The sequence below is a fragment of the Hansschlegelia sp. KR7-227 genome (assembly GCF_049446035.1).
Classification (GTDB): Bacteria; Pseudomonadota; Alphaproteobacteria; order Rhizobiales; family Methylopilaceae; genus Methylopila.
This window is the reverse complement of record NZ_JBMSEA010000001.1, coordinates 768,113-785,167: the sequence shown is the minus strand read 5'-3', so window position 1 is coordinate 785,167 and position 17,055 is coordinate 768,113. Positions and strand designations below refer to the sequence as shown.

The 17,055-nt window shown below is 68.6% G+C and carries 13 protein-coding genes; 3 read left to right on the top strand and 10 right to left on the bottom strand.

What is annotated here, in order from left to right:
* The first annotated feature begins 69 nt into the window (after positions 1-69).
* The 3 genes from ACO2RJ_RS03700 to mdoH all read left to right on the top strand — a co-directional run bounded on the left by ACO2RJ_RS03700 (position 70) and on the right by mdoH (position 4,555).
* On the top strand, positions 70-702 hold the full coding sequence (locus ACO2RJ_RS03700; protein ID WP_423266653.1) for an SPOR domain-containing protein: 633 nt from the start codon (positions 70-72) through the stop codon (positions 700-702).
* A 143-nt stretch (positions 703-845) separates the two neighbouring features.
* Entirely contained in the window at positions 846-2,390 is a 1,545-nt protein-coding gene (locus tag ACO2RJ_RS03695; RefSeq protein ID WP_423266652.1) for a glucan biosynthesis protein, read from the top strand.
* Positions 2,378-4,555, top strand: a complete 2,178-nt coding sequence (gene mdoH, locus ACO2RJ_RS03690; RefSeq protein ID WP_423266651.1) for a glucans biosynthesis glucosyltransferase MdoH — start codon at positions 2,378-2,380, stop codon at positions 4,553-4,555. Before ACO2RJ_RS03695 ends, mdoH begins: the two co-directional genes overlap by 13 nt.
* Positions 4,556-4,745: 190 nt before the next feature.
* Here the strand turns inward: mdoH and glp are convergent, their stop codons facing one another.
* The 10 genes from glp to fdnG form a co-directional block, all read right to left on the bottom strand.
* Entirely contained in the window at positions 4,746-6,077 is a 1,332-nt protein-coding gene (gene glp, locus ACO2RJ_RS03685) for a gephyrin-like molybdotransferase Glp (protein WP_423266650.1), read from the bottom strand.
* Entirely contained in the window at positions 6,074-6,463 is a 390-nt protein-coding gene (locus ACO2RJ_RS03680) for a hypothetical protein (protein ID WP_423266649.1), read from the bottom strand. Before ACO2RJ_RS03680 ends, glp begins: the two co-directional genes overlap by 4 nt.
* Positions 6,450-6,980 (bottom strand): hypothetical protein, encoded by a 531-nt coding sequence (locus tag ACO2RJ_RS03675; RefSeq protein ID WP_423266648.1) that lies wholly within the window; start codon positions 6,978-6,980, stop codon positions 6,450-6,452. Before ACO2RJ_RS03675 ends, ACO2RJ_RS03680 begins: the two co-directional genes overlap by 14 nt.
* Positions 6,977-8,923, bottom strand: coding sequence for a selenocysteine-specific translation elongation factor (gene selB, locus ACO2RJ_RS03670; RefSeq protein WP_423266647.1), 1,947 nt, complete (start codon positions 8,921-8,923; stop codon positions 6,977-6,979). The genes ACO2RJ_RS03675 and selB overlap by 4 nt, the downstream gene beginning before the upstream one ends.
* Positions 8,920-9,753: a tetratricopeptide repeat protein gene (locus ACO2RJ_RS03665; protein WP_423266646.1), complete on the bottom strand. Its 834-nt coding sequence runs from the start codon at positions 9,751-9,753 to the stop codon at positions 8,920-8,922. The genes selB and ACO2RJ_RS03665 overlap by 4 nt, the downstream gene beginning before the upstream one ends.
* Positions 9,750-11,186 (bottom strand): L-seryl-tRNA(Sec) selenium transferase, encoded by a 1,437-nt coding sequence (selA, locus tag ACO2RJ_RS03660; RefSeq protein WP_423266645.1) that lies wholly within the window; start codon positions 11,184-11,186, stop codon positions 9,750-9,752. The genes ACO2RJ_RS03665 and selA overlap by 4 nt, the downstream gene beginning before the upstream one ends.
* A 32-nt stretch (positions 11,187-11,218) precedes the next feature.
* Positions 11,219-12,184 (bottom strand): formate dehydrogenase accessory protein FdhE, encoded by a 966-nt coding sequence (gene fdhE, locus ACO2RJ_RS03655; RefSeq protein WP_423266644.1) that lies wholly within the window; start codon positions 12,182-12,184, stop codon positions 11,219-11,221.
* Between the two features lie 90 nt (positions 12,185-12,274).
* Positions 12,275-12,946, bottom strand: coding sequence for a formate dehydrogenase subunit gamma (locus ACO2RJ_RS03650; protein ID WP_423266643.1), 672 nt, complete (start codon positions 12,944-12,946; stop codon positions 12,275-12,277).
* Positions 12,946-13,887 (bottom strand): formate dehydrogenase subunit beta, encoded by a 942-nt coding sequence (fdxH, locus tag ACO2RJ_RS03645; protein ID WP_423266642.1) that lies wholly within the window; start codon positions 13,885-13,887, stop codon positions 12,946-12,948. Before fdxH ends, ACO2RJ_RS03650 begins: the two co-directional genes overlap by 1 nt.
* Positions 13,888-13,901: 14 nt before the next feature.
* On the bottom strand, positions 13,902-16,985 hold the full coding sequence (gene fdnG, locus ACO2RJ_RS03640; protein ID WP_423266641.1) for a formate dehydrogenase-N subunit alpha: 3,084 nt from the start codon (positions 16,983-16,985) through the stop codon (positions 13,902-13,904).
* Positions 16,986-17,055 lie beyond the last annotated feature (70 nt).

Here is a 17,055-nt window from a genome sequence, read left to right as displayed (position 1 = left end):
CACGCGCCGCAGGAGCGGAACCCGCGACTCAGCTATTCTTGCTCGCGGTATCGTCTCCGAGGATCGCGCGTGGACCGCAGCCTGTACGATGAACGGCCTTATGCGGAGCACCGCCTCGACCGCGCGTCGCCCTCGCTGATCTGGGGGGCGTTGATGACGATCGCCTTGTTCGCCGCGACCGCGACCGTCTGGCGTTCAGCGTCCGACCCTGCGGTGAACGGACGGCTCGTCGCGTCGGACGATATCGGCGACCTCCGTCGCGACCTCCGTCAGCTCGCATCCGAGCGCGACCGGATGGTCGAACGGCTCGCCCGCGTGGAGCGCGGCGTTGGCGAACTCAAGATCGCGGCGAACGCCTCGCCATCGACGGAGGTCACCGGTTCGATCGGCCGTCCGGCCGGCGGAACGCCCTCTCCCGTCCAGCCGGCGAGGACCGGCGGCTTCGGCGTGGCGCTCGGGGCCGACGCCTCGGTTGAAGCCGTGAGGCGGCGCTGGGGCGCGCTCGCCGCGCGTCATCCTGACACCCTGTCCCGCCTGACGCCGCGCGCGCTCCGCGTCGGCCAGGGCGCGGGCGTGTTCGACCTGATCGCAGGTCCCTTTCAAACGCGCATGGAGGCCGAACGCGTCTGCGCGGCCCTTGCGGACCAGGGCCTCGCCTGCGATACGACAACCTACGCCGGCGAACCGATCGCGCGGCCCTGACGGTCCGCCTCAGCGGCCGTCCGCGGATCGCTCCCGTCGGGCCGTCGCCCATAGATTCGTCGCGGGAGCGCTACATCTCTCGAACCACGCGATCCAACGTCCCTAGTTCCGGCGGCCGTCGCGAGCCGCCCTGCGCCGCATCGATGGACCGAAGAGCATTCGTCTCAGGCGCGCTGGCCGCGCCCTTCGCCGCCGCGGCGGCGACCGCCCAGGACCAGCCAAAGCCGGCGGCCCCGCCGCCGCCCGACCTCTATGCGGACGGCGCTTCCTTCACCCGCGAGGCGCTGGAGGAGACGGCGCGCCTCTTGGCCTCGCGGCCCCACGAGGCGCCGCGGGGCTTCCTTCCCGAGGGACTGGCCGAGCTTCCGCTCGACGTCTACCGCACCATCCGGATGAAGCCCGAACGCGCGCCGTGGCTGAACGAGAACCGCGGCTTCGTGCTCGACGTCCTGCCGGGCGGCTTCATCTACCGGTCGCCGGTCCGGATCGCGACGATCGACGACGGTCTCGTTCGCAAGCTGCCGGAAACCACGGACTGGTTCGACTTCGGCAAGGCGCCGAAGCCTCAGCCGGACAAGCCGTTTCCGCTGTCGGGCTTCACCGCGCGGGCGCCTATCGACAGGCCGGACGAGTTTCGCGAGTTCGCGACCTTCCAGGGCGCGACGATCTTCCGCGCGCTGGCCCGAGGCCAGATCTTCGGAGCCTCGGCGCGCGGCCTTGCGATCGACGTCGGCGAGCCCAACGGCGAGGAATTCCCGCTCTTCCGTTCGTTCTGGATCGAGCGGCCCAACCCCGGCGCGGGCGCTCTCGTCGTGCACGCTCTGCTCGACAGCCGCCGCGTCGCCGGCGCCTACCGCTTCACCCTCCGGCCGGGCGAGATCACCGTCATCGACGTCGAGCTCACGCTGTTTCCCCGCGAGGCGCTGAACCACGTCGGCGTCGGTCCGATGACCTCGATGTTCTATTTCGGCCCGAACGATCGTGTCGGCGTCGACGACATCAGAGGCCAGGTGCACCGCGCCGACGGACTGCAGATCTGGAATGGCGGCGGGGAATGGGTCTGGCGCCCGCTGGTCAATCCGTCCGAGCTGCAGATCAGCGTGTTCGGAGACAACAACCCGCGCGGCTTCGGCCTGCTTCAGCGCCAGCGCGGCTTCCCCGCCTATAACGATCTCGGCCGTCGTTACGACCGCATGCCGAGCGTGTGGGTGGAGCCGATCGGCGACTGGGGCGAGGGCCAGTTCCAGCTCCTCGAAATTCCGACCGACACCGACATCAACGAGAACATCGTCGCCTACTGGCGGCCGAAAGCTCCGCTGGAGCCGGGAAAGCGCACCTCGCTCGCCTATCGCCTGCATTGGTGCTGGACGCCGCCCGACCGGCCGGCGAACGCCGTCACTTTCGCGACCGTGACCGGCGCAGCCGGCGGACGCCGCCGGCGCTTCGTGGTCGACTTCGTCGGCGAAGCCGTCGCCGACCCGAGCCGCGCGTCGGCCATACGCCCCGTCGCTTCGACCTCCGTCGGCGATCTTCGCGAGATAGCGGGGCGTCCCAATCCGGAGATCAAGGGCTACCGCGTGACGTTCGATCTCGATCCCGGCAACGAGGACCTCTGCGAGCTTCGTCTCGTGCTCGAGGCGGACGGCAAACCGATCAGCGAGACTTGGCTCTACCGGTGGACCGCGTGACCGACGAGATCGCTGCGGCTCCCGATCGCGCCAACGCGCCCCCGGCCATGCCCCCCGAGCGCCGGCTCGACATGCCGACCCAGCCGCTCAAGCGATGGTCGAAGGATCAAGTTCGGCCGCGGACGCGGCCTGAGGCATGGAAGACGCCCTGGATCAGCCGCACGGTGGTGGCCGTCGGCTTCATCGTCTCCGTCGCTCTCGGCGCGCGAGAAATGTACGGCGTCGTCGAGGTCGGCGGCGTCACCGTCCTCGAGTGGGCGCTGCTTGGGCTGTTCCTGATCAACTTCTCCTGGATCGCGCTCGCCTTCGCGAGTTCGATCGTCGGCTTCTTCGTGCTGATCGGCAAACCGGCCATCGAGCAACCGGACGTCCCGGAGACGCTCGTCTCCCGCACCGCGCTCGTGATGCCGATCTACAACGAGCAGCCGAGCCGCGTGTTCGGCGCCATCCAGGCGGTCCACGCGGAGATCGGCCGGCTTGGCTTCGGCGCGCATTTCGATTGCTTCCTGCTGTCGGACACGACCGATCCGGATGTCTGGATCGCGGAGGAGCGCGCCTTCCTGCTACTGCGCGAGGCGCTTGGGCCGGACTGCCGCGTCTATTACCGGCACCGCGCGGTGAATCATCGGCGGAAAGCCGGCAACATCGAAGATTTCGTGGGCCGTTGGGGCGGCGCCTACGAGCAGATGGTGATTTTCGACGCGGACAGCCTCATGACCGGACACGCCGTCGTGGCGTTGGCCGGCGCCATGGAGGCCGATCCTGACGCCGGGATCATCCAGACGCTGCCGCTCGTCATCAATCGGAACACGCTGTTCGCGCGCGTCCAGCAGTTCGCGAGCCGAGTCTACGGGCCGGTCATCGCGGCGGGCATCGCGACCTGGTTCGGCCGCGACGGCAACTACTGGGGCCACAACGCCATCATCCGCATGGAGGCTTTCGCCGGCGGCGCAGGGCTGCCGGACCTGAAAGGCCGCCCGCCCTTCGGCGGTCTGATCATGAGCCACGACTTCGTCGAGGCCGCGCTCATACGGCGCAAAGGTTGGGCGGTCTACATGCTGCCCCGCGTGGAGGGCTCCTACGAAGAGAGCCCGCCTTCCCTGATCGACGTCTCGCAACGCGACCGGCGCTGGTGCCAGGGGAACCTGCAGCACACAGCGCTGCTGACGACCCGTGGCCTGCACCCCTTGAGCCGCCAGCACTTCCTCAACGGCATCTTCTCCTATCTCGCTTCGCCGCTCTGGATGTTCATGCTGCTGTGCGGCATCGCGCTCGCCCTGCAGTCCAAGTTCATCCGCCCGGAATACTTCACGGACGAGTTCTCGCTGTTTCCGGCCTGGCCGCGTTTCGACGCCGAACGCGCGCTCGCATTGTTCGGGGCGACCATGGCGATTCTGATCGCCCCGAAGATCTTCGGGCTGATCGTGCATCTCCTCAACGGCCGTTCGCGGCGCGCCAGCGGCGGCGCATTTCGGACCATCGTCTCGTCCCTGATCGAGATCGTGCTCTCGTCGCTGTTCGCGCCGATCATGATGCTGGTGCAGTCCGGCTCCGTGTTCCAGATCCTGCTCGGCCGCGCGACCGGCTGGAATCCGCAGCGTCGCGACGACGGATCGATTCCCTTCATCGACATCGTGCGCCGGCACCGCTGGCACACCGCGCTCGGGGTCGTCACGCTGGTGACCGCCTTGATGATCGCGCCGTCGCTCGCCGGATGGATGTCCCCGACAATCGCAGGCCTGCTGCTCGCTATTCCGCTGTCATGGCTCTCGGGAAACCTCGCCTCGGGCCTCGCGCTCAAGCGGCTTGGGCTGATGATGATCCCCGAGGAAACCGAGATCCCCGAAATCGCCACCGCCGCCCGGGCGAGCGCCGAGTCGTTGGCGAAGGCTGGCACGGACGACGGCGAGGCGCTCATGGCGCTCGCCAGCGACGGGGACTTCATGAGAGAGCACGAGCGCATGCTGCCCGAGGCGCCGCCGCGGCGGCGCGGCGCGATCGAGCCCGACCGGGTGATCGCGGCGGCGAAGCTGACGGAGGCCGAGCATATCGGCGACGCCGTCTCGTGGCTCACGCCCCGGGAGAAGACGGTGGTGCTCCACGACCGGGCGCTGCTCGGTCTGCTCGCCCGTCTGCCCCGCGAAGCGCCCGAGCCCGCCGAATAGGCGACGGTTTCGCCTCGAGCTTGGGCCTCGCTAATAATAAGTGTGCGGACGCCGGAACCTGCGGGCCGACGATTCGTTCTTCCTACAGTTCATCGCTCAAAATTCGGTCGATCCGGCCATATGCCAGGCATAGGACCTTCCCAGCCGCCCGGTCCCTCCCGGGCGGTTTTTTTGCCGATTTTCAGCTTGCTCAGAGTTCCGCAGCCGCTTCGAAAGCGAGAAAGCCGATCTCGTCGCCGGGACGGACATCTCCCCCGCCGGCTGGAATGACGGCCAGGCCGTTGGCCGCGATCAGCGGAGCGAGCCGGGCGGAGCCGCCGCGACCGAGCTTTTCGATCATCGGCAGGCCCGCCCGGTTCACCCCGATGATGCGCGCGGGAGCGAACTCGGTCCGCCCTCCGGGCCCGCGCTGACTGAAGGCTGCGACGCCCGGCAGCGGCTGGAACCGCCGCGGCTCCAAGCCGGCCAGCCTCTCGAGCGCGACGCGCCCGACGACCAGATAAGCGACCAACGCGGCGAACGGATTGCCGGGGAGTCCGATCAGAACGGCGCGCCCGACGCGTCCTGCGATGATCGGCTTTCCCGGCTTCAGCGCGACGCGCGCCAGTTCGAGCCGGCCGCCAGCCTCGGCGACGGCGGCGGCGAGATGGTCCTCCTCCCCGACCGATGTCGCGCCGCTCGTCACGATGACGTCGCAGCGCGAAGCGGCGTCCACGATCAGCCGCCGCAGCTCGACGCGATCATCCGGCGCGACGCCGAGATCGACGATCGCATGCGAGGGATGCGCCAGCAGCGCCGCGAGCATCGGCCGATTGGCGTCGTGGATGCGGCCTGGCGCGGGCGGCTCGCCTGGCCTCAGCAGTTCGTCGCCTGTGGACATGAGGCCGATCACGACGGGGCGGCGCACCTGGACGTCCGTCACGCCCGCGGAGGCCAATATGGCGACGTGGCGCGCGTCGAGCGCGACGCCCGCAGGCACGATCATGTCGCCGACGCCGACGTCCTCGCCGCGGCGGCGGATGTTGGCGCCCCTCACGGGGGGCTGCTCCAGCGTGATGCGATCGCCCCGCCGGCTCGCCCGTTCCTGCATCGCCACCGCGAGGGCCCCCGGCGGCACGGGAGCGCCAGTCATGATGCGGACGGCCTCGCCCGGCTTGAGCGCGTCGCGCAGGCCCGCCGCGCCGGCTGCGAGGCGGGCGCGCACCACGTGCTCGACACCGAGGTCGCCCAGCGCATAGCCGTCCATCGCAGAATGGTCGAAAGGCGGCAGAGGGGTCGGGCTGAGCACCTCCTCGGCCGACACCCGGCCGCGCAGCGCGGCGAGCGCGGCCCGCTCGGCCGGAACCGGCGCGTCGACGAGCGCCGCCGCGCGCGCTTGCGCGGCCGTGATCGACAGCAGGTTGGGATCGTCGCACCGGTCGAAGCCGAAATCGACCCCGCCTACCGATCCGCCGAGCGACTTCAGGGGCGGCTCGCCTGCGGCCGCCGCCCGATCCTCCGCCGGGGCCGCTCTCGCCGTCACTCCGCCGCCTCGTCCTCGTCGATGCGCATGCGCCGGCCGTGGCGGTCGAAGAAGGCGCCCTCGTTCAGCGTCAGGCGATCGTCGTCGATCATGGACTCGACGCGGCGCAACTCGATCCGCGCGAGCGGCTCAGGGATAGGGCCGCCTTCTTTCGCCGTCTCCGTAAAGAAGACGGCGCCGTTCCACTTTCCCGGAGCGCTTGCGAACATGCGCCGCATCGCGGCCCAGTCGGTCTCGTCCCCAATGACATGCAGAAAGGTGGACGCGACGGGCGTCGCGTCGCGCTCGCCGATCTCAACCAGCACCACCAGCGCCGTGAAGCCGCCGGTCTCCGCGAAGGCCGCCTTCAGCCAGCCGTCGAAATGCATCTCGTCAGAAGTCGACAAGCGGCGTCTCCGCAAGCGTCCGGTCGAAATTCGCGACGAAGGGCCTGCCAAGGACCGACTCGTACCACGCCTCGAAAGCCAGCAACGCCTGCAGCAGATCGATCCCGGCGTCGCCGTCGCTCGCATCGTCCGAGCCGCGGGTGGCGGCGACCCGCACGACGGTCGCTTGGGAGTCCGAGCCGCCTTCCGCCCGCAGCCGGGCGTCGTGCACCGCGTCGGCGAGCGGCTCCAGGGCGTCGAGCACCGGCCTCCGCGCGGAGTCGATGGCGTCCCATTCGAGTTCGTCGGCGGCGGCCGCGCGCTGGGCGGCCCGGGACCCCTCGCGGTCAGCGGCGCCCGCGTCCGCGTCGATCAGCGCCTTGAGAAAGCCCCACCGTCGATAGGCGCGGCGACGCTCGGTTTCGAGCCGCACAATCTCTTCGGCGAAGCTGGCGCGCAGCCGGCGTTCGGCGGCGTCCGCTTCGCTCGCGACGGCCTTCAGCGCGTCGAGCGCGCAGGGTGTGGTCGCTTCGGTCATGCCGCTTCCTCGCCGGTGACGTCGCTCCGCCGAAACAGATCGACGCGGTGGCGGTTGATCCGCCGTTCGTCGCCGCGGCGGATGGTGACGCCGTGACGGTCCAAGAATTCGAGGATCTGGATCGCGACCTTGCGGCCGTTGTCGAGCCGATCACGGAACCGCGCCGCCGTCAGCACGCCCTCTTCGGTCCGGGCGACGTCCGTCGCCGCCGTGACCAGCTCGGCGGTGGTCTCGCGCAGGAAGAAATGGTCATGGGCGATCTCGTCGACGCGGCCGAGCCGGCACAGGAGCTTCAGCGTGCGACGGACGTCCGCCTCGGTCGCTCCGAGCGCATCGGCGAGGTCGCGCACGCGAGGTGGACGGAACCGGGCGTCGCCGCCGAGCAGAGGCGCGACCCTGGCCCACAGCGCTTCGTCGGCCGGCGCAAGCCGCGCGGCATGGCCCGGCAGGCGGATCCACGCGCCCTCGACGCCGACCTCGCCCCGGCGCTGAAGCGCGGCGATCGCGGCGAGGAACACGGGCGCCGGAAGGCGCGGCTGCACCGAGAGACGCAGACGTTCGGCGCCGACGCCTTGCAAATCAGGATTCGCCTCGTGATGGGCGGCGAGTTTCGCAGCGACATCGGCGGTGAACGAAGCCCAGGTTTCGGCCGCAAGGGCGGCGGCCGAACGCCCGGGAAGCTGCACGAGGCCGAGCTGCGCCATCACCGTCTCGGCGTCGCTGGGACCGACGTTCCGGTCGCGGAAGAAGGCGGCGGCGTCGACCGCGAAGGGCGGCGCGGCGAGCAAACTCCCGAGCGCCGCGGCGTCGTCGGCTTCGCTCAGCGCGTCGAGCTGCAGGACCCGCTCCGGCGAACGCCGCTTCCGGGCCGGCGCCCGCAGATCGAGGATGCGGCCTCCGCCGATCGTGCGGGAGCCGCTGGTGTCGCGCAGCACGAAGCGGTCGAGCGCAATGGCCGCGATCGGACGTTCCAGAACAAGCTGCACGCGCCCGGTCTCGCCCGGACGAAGCCCCTCGCCTTCGAGCGGCACCACGCGGCCGGCGATTTCGGCAGCGCCGTGGTGCAATCTCACAGGCGTCCATGCGCTGAGCGGGCGGGGCTCGCCAGCGAGCAGCTTGAGTTCGACGTCGATCCGGGCCGTCGGGGCGTGCAATTCGGGGGCGCAGACGACGTCGCCGCGGGCGATCGCGTCCTTGGTCACGCCTGGACCCGCAAGGTTGAGCGCACAGCGCTCGCCGGGCCGGCCGATGTCTGCGGCGCGGTTCTGCGCGTGGATCGCCCGTACGCGGGCGCTCAGGCCGGAGGGCGACACGACGACGCTGTCGCCGACGCGCACCGCGCCGTCGCGCACCGCTCCGGTGACCACCGTTCCGGCGCCGGCGAGCGTGAAGCAGCGATCGACGGCGAGCCGGAACCGGCCATTCTCCTTGCGCGCTTCCTGCGCCGATAGCGCGACGTCGAGCCGGGCGAGGAGGTCGTCCAGTCCTTCGCCCGTGACGACCGACACGGGCAGCACCTCGGCCTCGCCGAGCGCGGCGCCGCGCAGCATCGCGCGGATCTCGTCCTCTACAACCCGGCGGCGGGCGGCGTCGGCAAGGTCGCATTTCGTCATCGCCACCAGCCCGTTGCGGACTCCCAGCAGGTCGACGATCGCGAGGTGCTCGCGAGTCTGCGGCATCGGCCCGTCGTCGGCGGCGACCACGAGCAGCACAAGATCGATCCCGCTGGCGCCGGCCAGCATGTTGCGCACGAAACGCTCGTGTCCCGGCACGTCGACGAAGCCCATCACCGCTCCATCCGGCCGCGGCAGATAGGCGAAGCCGAGATCGATGGTGACCCCGCGGGCCTTCTCCTCCTTCAAACGATCCGGATCGACGCCGGTCAGCGCGCGCACCAGCGCCGATTTGCCGTGATCGATATGCCCAGCCGTGCCTACGATCACGACGGCCCCTCGTCGTCGGACGGAGGCTCGGCGATTGGAACGGCCGCCGCCTGCTGCGCGAGCCTGACGTCCTCGTCCGGCAGCCGATTGCGCACCACGCCGACGAAGGGAGCGGCCAGGCTGCTGCCGCCCTTGTCGGCGCGCAAGAGCCACACGAGGGCGGCGCGGTCGTCCTGCTTGACCCCCTGCCCGAGATGGAGGGCCGCCCCCAGCATGGCCTGACCGTCAGGCTCGCCGCGCCGGGCGGCCTCGAACCACCAGCGGGCGGCCTCTTCGGGGTCGCGCTCCATGCCGAGAGCATTGTGAGCGATCAGCCCGAGCCGCGTCATCGACGTCGCGATCTGCTGCTCGGCGGCGGCGAGCGCCCATCGGCGAGACTCCACCGCGTCAGTTTCGACGCCCTGTCCTTCGAGCAGCATCCAGCTCAGCATGTCCTGCGCCGCGGCGTCGCCCTGCTCGGCCGCGATCCGATAGTATTCGGCCGCTATAGCGTCGTCCTGCTCCACGCCGCCCTCGCCCTTGAAATAGAGCGCGGCGAGGTTGCGCTGACCGACCGCGTCGCCGGCCTCCGCGGCCTGCGCAAACCATTGGAAGGCGGCGCCCAGATCGCGCGGCAGGCCGAGCCCCTCGGCGTAGCAGGCGCCGAGATTGCTCTGCGCGCGCGCCACGCCAGCCTCGGCGAGCGGCCGCCACATGGCGACGGCGGTGTCGTAGTCGCCGGCGGCCGCGGCGTCGTAGGCCGAGCTCATCAGCGCCTCGATGTCGGCCTCCTCTTCCGCATCCAGCTCGGGGTCGCTTGGACCGGAAAACAGGCGTTCAAACCAGCTCATCGCGCCGCTCCCGCCGCGGCGGTCGTAGCCGCGAGTTCGTCAAGGCTCGCGGCGAACGCCGCCTCGTCATCGAGCGCCCGCAGGTCCAGAATGAGACGGTCGTCGGAGATGCGGCCGATGACCGGCGTCGAAACCGCGCGCAGCGCCGCCGCGAGCTTCTGCAGCGCGCTCCCCGCGCGGCGAGCGTCGACGGACGCCACCGTGAGGCCGCCGCTCGGGATCGTGGCGAGCGGCAGGGCCCCGGAGCCGATCTGGCTCTCGGTGTCTGCGACCGCGACCTCGTAATCCCGTCCCGCCGCGCGGGCGAGCGCCGGAGCGAATCGGCCCGCGAGCGCCTTCAGCGCGTCTGGCGGACGCGTCAGCAGAGCGAGCGTCGGCAAACGGGCGGCGAGCCGGTCCGGATCGCGATAGAGCTTCAGCGTCGCCTCCAGCGCCGCCAGGCGGAGCTTGTCGAGCCGCAGCGCGCGTTTGAGATGATTCTTTGCGAGCCGCTTCACGAGGTCGGCGCGCCCGATCACGAGGCCAGCCTGGGGCCCCCCGAGCAGCTTGTCGCCGGAGAAGGTGACGAGGTCCGCGCCGTCACAGACAGCCTCCTGCACCGTCCGTTCGCGGACGAGGCCATAGGCTGCGAGATCGACCAACACGCCCGAGCCGAGATCGTCCACCAGAGGCAGCCCATGGTCGCGCGCGAGCGGCGCGAGTTCACGCGCGCAGACCTCCTTCACGAAGCCCTCGATCCGGTAGTTCGACGGGTGGACCTTCATGATCAGCGCCGTGTCGGGGCCGATCGCGTCCGCGTAATCGGCGAGATGGGTGCGGTTGGTGGTTCCCACCTCGACCAGACGTGCGCCCGCGCGCGCCATGATCGACGGCATGCGGAAGGATCCGCCGATCTCGATCAGTTCCCCGCGCGAGACGATCGATTCGCGGCCCTCGCTCAGCGAGTTCAGCGTCAGCAGCACCGCGGCCGCGTTGTTGTTGACGGCGACCGCGTCCTCCGCGCCGGTCAGTTCGCGGAGCAAACCGCGGACATGGTCGTCGCGCTCGCCGCGCTGGCCGGTCGCGAGGTCGAATTCGAGCGAGGACGGCCCGCGCATGGCTGCGGTGACGGCGGCGATCGCCTCTTCGGCGAGCAGCGCCCGCCCGAGATTGGTGTGCAGCACCGTTCCGGTGAGATTCAACACGCGGCGCTGGCTCGGCCGAGCCTCGGCCTCCAAACGAAGCGTCGCCGCCGCGGCGATCCGCTCGGGAGATATGTCGACCGATGCGCCGCCCAGCCAGGCCGGCCGCACCTCGGACAGGCTGGCGCGCACGCTCGCCACCGTGGCCGCGCGGCCGAACCGCTCGGCGAGGACGCGCGCGGCGTCGGTCGCCAACACGCGGTCAACGGCAGGAAGCGGCGGCCGGGTCTCGACGGCGGTCGCGTTCGACACGATCTTTAAGCCTTGCGGGACGACATCCCTGATCAATAGCCGAGAAGATAGGGATTGAAAGCGGCCCGCGCCCAGCCGGCCTCCCGCACCTTCAGATCGAGCCCCAGCGTCGCGACATCGTCCGCGACCGGATCGATACCGGGATCAAGATGTTGGTGTAGTATCTTCACGTAGCAGCGACACGTGTCGCAGGTCTCCGCTTTGACGGGCGTGCGCTCATCTCGCGGCTTGGGGGCCGGTTCCGCCTCGACGGACTCACCGTCGTCCGAGAGCGAGCGATAAGCGATCCCGGTCGTGGAATCGCAGGCGACGCACTTGACGCGCACATGGTTCCAGAGCGTCCCGCACAGGGCGCAGACGACGTAGCGCACGCCATGCGCGCTCGCCCAGCCGACGACGAGGCTCGCGACCGGCGGTCCGCCGCAGCAGGGGCAAGCGCCGACGCCGACCGACTTCAGCCGGGCGGCGTCGACTTCGGCCGCCGCGAGTCGCGCGAAATGCACCTGCAACGCGGCGCCGGCGAAAACATGGTCGGCGAGCGTGTCGACCGAAGCCGCGCTCTCCAGCGCGTCGGTGAGCAGCCGAACGCGCGCTTCAGGCGCCGCCGCGGCGAGTCGCGCCCGGGCGGCGGCGGCGGGCTCCGGCATGGCGATCGTGGCGGCGCGGTCGAGCAGACGGTCGAGCGCCTCCACCGCGCCGCGGTCGACGTCGTATCGGCCACGATCGATCGGCGGCATGCCGAACTCATAGGCGCGCTCCAGCGCCTCGACCGGCGGCGGGATCGGCTGTTCGAGATCGTCTTGGATCGCGTGCTGGGCCTCGGTGAGATCCCCGAGGAACGTGAGATAGTCCTGCAGGGGATGGCCGGCTGAGAGCGCTCGGAAGCGGGCAGCTCGCGTCGAAAACATCGTGCGCGGCTCCGGCGACACCGCAAAGGCCGCCTCGGCGACGACGCCGATATCGATCGGCGTCGGCTCGATGGAGTGAGGTCCAGCCATGAGGGCTCCCTTTACGAACGAGGCCCGGCGGACAGACCGCCGGGCCTCGAGCTTATGTGACGGCGGGCTCGGCGCCCGCCGACGATTTGGTCACTCCGGGCGGCCGCCGTCGCCCCGCACTTCGCGACGCAGCCATTTGCGATGGTGGCGCCAGGCCCAGCCGCCAGTCACCCGACCGCGCGTCATGCTGGCGACCGACCCCCTGACCCAGATGCCGGCGTAGATATGGACGATGATGAGCATGATCGCAAAGAACGCCATCACCGCGTGCACCAGCGCCGCAAGCCTATTGGTCTCGATCGTGACGTAGCCGCCGAAATATTGGTCCCAGATCACGAGACCGGTGCAGAACAGCACCAGGATGAGCAGAGCCTGCCCCCAGAACACGCCCTTTTGGCCGGCGTTGTACTTCTCGAGTTCCGGCAGCTTCTCCTCGTCGCCCTTCACCACGTCCGTGATCTGCGACATCCACTGGGTGTCGTCGCGGTTCCAGAGGTTTTGCCGCCAGAACTGGAGGAACATCCCGAAGAAGCTGATCAGAAGGATGACCCCGAGCCATGGATGGATCGCCCGCGTCAGCGCCCCTCCCCCGAACAGGCTGGTGAGGAAGTAGAGGCTCGGATGGAACAGCGCGAGACCGCTCAGCGTCAGCAGGCTGAAGGTGATCGCGGTGATCCAGTGGTTGACGCGCGCGAAGGCGGAGTAGCGGCGCACCGTCGTGCGCGTCTGCACGATCGGCCTGTGCTCGATGTCGATCGCCATCAGCCGACCCTCGCTTCGGGGGAGGATGGAGGCGTTGGCCGCTTGGCCTCCTCGGCGAGTTCGGCGGCGTTCTCCTCGTCGTGCTCGGTGACCTTGTTGGGGCCGACCACTGTGTGATGGAAGAACGCGCCGACGGCCGCGAAGGCGAGCGCCCCGAGCGCGAACACCTTGCCGGTGCCCTTCCAGGCCGAGACCAGCGCGCTGATCTTCGGCTCGCGGGGCAGACCCGCATAGATCTCCGGCTTGTCGTTGTGGTGCAGCACATACATCACATGGGTGCCGCCCACGCCGGCCGGATCATAGAGCCCGGCATTGGCGTAGCCCCGCGACTTCAGGTCGACGATACGCTTGGCCGCCTGCTCCTTCATCGCCTCCTTGGTGCCGAACATGATGGCGGCCGTCGGACACGCCTTCGCGCAGGCCGGCCCCTGCCCGACCGCGACGCGGTCGGAGCACAGCGAGCACTTGTAGGCCTTGTGGTCGACTTTGGAGATGCGCGGGATGTTGAAGGGGCATCCCTTGATGCAGTAGGCGCAACCGATGCAGTTCTCGTGGACGAAATCCACGATGCCGTTCGTGTATTGCACGATCGCGCCCGGCGCGGGACACGCCTTGAGGCATCCCGGATCCGCGCAATGCATGCAGCCGTCCTTGCGGATCAGCCACTCGAAATTGCCGTTGTCCGGGTTGTCCCATTCCGTGAACCGCATCAGCGTCCAGCTGTTGGCGGTCAGATCGTGCGGATTGTCGTAGACGCCGGTGTTGACCCCGACCTCCTCGCGCAGATTGTTCCACTCGAGGCAGGCCGACTGGCAGGCCTTGCAACCGATGCATTTCGACACGTCGATCAGCTTGGCGACCTCGATGGTCGCCGAGCCGGTGTTCGGAGGCGTGTCGGTCGACGCCGACAGACGAAGCAGATTCAGGGACTGATCAGCCATTTCTCAGCCCTCCCTCACGCCACGGGACCCGAGGCGATCGCCTCGATGTTGACCAGGAACGCCTTGTATTCCGGCGTTTCGATATTCGCGTCGCCGACGAAGGGGGTCAGGGAGTTCGGGTTCATTCCCTTCTTGGCGGCGCCCATGAAGCCCCAGTGCTGGGGTATGCCGACGACGTGGATCGGCTTGCCGTCGACGATCAGCGGCTTGATGCGTTTGGTGACCACGGCCTTGGCTTTGATCGAGCCGCGGTTGGACCAGACGCGCACCCAGCCGCCCTTGACGACGCCCTTCTCCTTCGCGAGCTCTTCCGAGATCTCCACGAAGAATTCCGGCTGGAGCACCGCGTTGACCCAGACGTGCTTGGTCCACTGGTGGAAGTGCTCGGTCAGCCGGTAGCTCGTCCCCACGTAAGGGAACTTGTCGGACGCTCCGAGCGCCGCGAGATCGTCCTTGAAGATACGCGCGGCCGGATTGCCGCGAACCTTCGGCGCCACCGCGTTGGCGACGGGGGATTCAAACGGCTCGTAATGCGTGGGGAAAGGCCCGTCACGCATCATCTTGCGGGTGAACAGGCGGGCGACGCCCTCCGGGTTCATGATGAAGGGGCCGACAGCCTGCTCCGGCTTGATGGTGGGGCCGTAGTCCGGCACGTCGAGGCCGCCCCACTTCTCGCCGGTCCAGTAGACCAGCTTGCGGGAGTCGTCCCATGGCTTGCCCGCGACGTCGGATGAGGCGCGGTTGTAGAGAATGCGCCTATTCGCGGGCCACGCCCACGCCCATTTCGGCGCAAGTCCGGCGCCTTCCGGATCGCTCTTGTCGCGCCGGGCCATCTGGTTGCCGGCCTCCGTCCAGCAGCCGGAATAGATCCAGCAGAAGGACGAGGTCGAGCCGTCGTCCCGAAGCTGCGCGAAGCCGTCGAGCTGCTTGCCCTTCTGGACGAGCACCTTAGCGGGATCCTTCGGGTCGGTGACGTCGGCGAGCGCCGACCCGTTCATCTCCTTCGCAAGCTCCTGCGGCGAGGGCTCCTCGGGATTGGCGTAAGGCCAGTTCAGCTGGACGATCGGATCAGGGAACTTGCCCCCCTCCGACTTGTAGAGCTCCTTCAGCCGGAGATGGATGCCGGCCATGATCCAGGTGTCGACCTTGGCCTCGCCCGGCGCCTCCTGGCCGGGATAGTGCCATTGAAGCCACCGACCGGAGTTGACGAGCGAGCCTTCATCCTCGGCGAAGCAGGTCGTCGGCAGCTGAAACACCTCGGTCTGGATGTCCGCCGTTTTCACGTCGTTGAACTCGCCGTGGTTCTGCCAGAACCGCGAGGTTTCGGTGTCGAGCGGGTCCATCGTCACGAGGAACTTGAGCTTCGACAGCCCCGCGGTGATCTTGCCCCGGTTGGGGAAGGTCATTAGCGGATTGAAGCCCTGGCAGAAGTAGCCATTCATCTTGCCCTGCGCCATCAGATCGAAGGCGCGCAGGACGTCGTAGGTGACGTCGAGTTTTGGTAGGTAATCGTAAGCCCAGTTGTTTTCCGCGGTGGCGGACGCGCCCCACATCGACTTCTGGAACGAAACGAAAAACTTCTTGTAGTTCTGCCAGTAGCTCATCTGGCCCGGCCGCAACGGCTTAAAGCCGCGGGTCGACATATAGGCGTTGATGTCCGGCTCCTTCTCCGTCGGCAGAGTGAGGTAGCCGGGGATCAGGTTGGACATCAGGCCAAGATCGGTGAGGCCCTGGATGTTGGAGTGCCCGCGGAGCGCGTTCATGCCGCCGCCGCGCACGCCGATGTTGCCCAGCAGCAGCTGGATCATCGCCATGGCGCGGATGTTCTGCGCGCCCTTGGAATGCTGCGTCCAGCCGAGAGCGTACATCGACGTCATGGTCTTCGTCGGCGTCGAGCACGTCGAGATCATCTCGGCCACCTTCAGGAACTTATCCTTAGGCGATCCGCAGATTTTCTCCACCATTTCGGGCGTGTAGACCGCGAAATGCTTCTTCATCAGCTGGAAGACGCAGTTCGGGTCCTGCATCGACTCGTCGATCTTGGCGAATCCCTGATCGTCGGTCTGATACTCCCAGGTCGACTTGTCGTAGTCGCGCTTCGCCTCGTCGTAGCCGACGAAGAGGCCGTCTGCGAACGAGTAGCCCGGGTTCACCAGATAGGACGCGTTGGTGTACGCCTTGACATAGTCGTGCTGGATTTTGTCGTTTTCCAGCAGATACTTGATCACGCCGCCGAGGAAAGCGATGTCGGTTCCTGGCCGGATCGGGCAATAGAAGTCCGCGACCGAGGCCGACCGCGTGAAGCGCGGATCGACGACGATCAGCTTCGCGCCGCGGTTGGCCTTCGCCTCAGTGACCCACTTGAAGCCGCAGGGATGCGCCTCCGCCGCGTTGCCGCCCATGATGATGACGAGATCGGTCGAACCGATGTCGCCCCAGGAGTTGGTCATCGCGCCGCGACCGAATGTTGGGGCCAGACTGGCCACCGTCGGTCCGTGTCAAACACGCGCCTGGTTGTCGAACACCACCATGCCGGCCGAACGCACGACCTTGTAGGTCAGCGTCGCGGTCTCATTGGTCGTGGCGGACGCCGCGAGGAAGCCCGTCGTCGCCCAGCGGTTGACCCTCACGCCGTCTTTCGACGTCTCGACGAGGTTCTGGTCGCGATCGTCCTTCATCAGCCGCGCGATGCGGTCGAGCGCGAAATCCCACGTCACGCGCTCGAACTTGTCCGAGCCCGGCTTGCGGTGCATCGGATATTTCAGCCGCGTGTCCGAGCGCACGAAATCGAGCAGCGCGGCGCCCTTGGGGCACAGCGTCCCGCGGTTCACCGGATGGTCCGGATCCCCCTCGATGTGCATGATGGACTGCTTGTTGTTCGCCGAGCCGTCGCCGATCCCGTACATCAGGATGCCGCACGCCACCGAACAATACGGGCAGGTGTTCCGGGTCTCCGTCGTCTTTGCAAGCTTGAAGGGACGCACCGCCTGGGCCAAGGCCTGCTCTGCGCCGCCGAAGCCCATTGCTCCGAGCGTCGTCCCGGCGATGCCTGCGCCTGCAGTTTTCAAGAACTGCCTTCGCGAAAATTCGCCGATCATTGGGGAAGCATCCTCCCTCGATAGGCCGGCGCGCCCACCGGTCACGCACGGATGTTGCGTCGGCGCCATG

Coding starts and splice junctions, on each gene's coding strand:
- ACO2RJ_RS03650 (WP_423266643.1), bottom strand. CDS start 12,946: ATGGCGATCGACATCGAGCACAGGCCGATCGTGCAGACGCGCACGACG.
- fdxH (WP_423266642.1), bottom strand. CDS start 13,887: ATGGCTGATCAGTCCCTGAATCTGCTTCGTCTGTCGGCGTCGACCGAC.
- fdhE (WP_423266644.1), bottom strand. CDS start 12,184: ATGGCTGGACCTCACTCCATCGAGCCGACGCCGATCGATATCGGCGTC.
- ACO2RJ_RS03695 (WP_423266652.1), top strand. CDS start 846: ATGGACCGAAGAGCATTCGTCTCAGGCGCGCTGGCCGCGCCCTTCGCC.
- ACO2RJ_RS03665 (WP_423266646.1), bottom strand. CDS start 9,753: ATGAGCTGGTTTGAACGCCTGTTTTCCGGTCCAAGCGACCCCGAGCTG.
- ACO2RJ_RS03675 (WP_423266648.1), bottom strand. CDS start 6,980: ATGACCGAAGCGACCACACCCTGCGCGCTCGACGCGCTGAAGGCCGTC.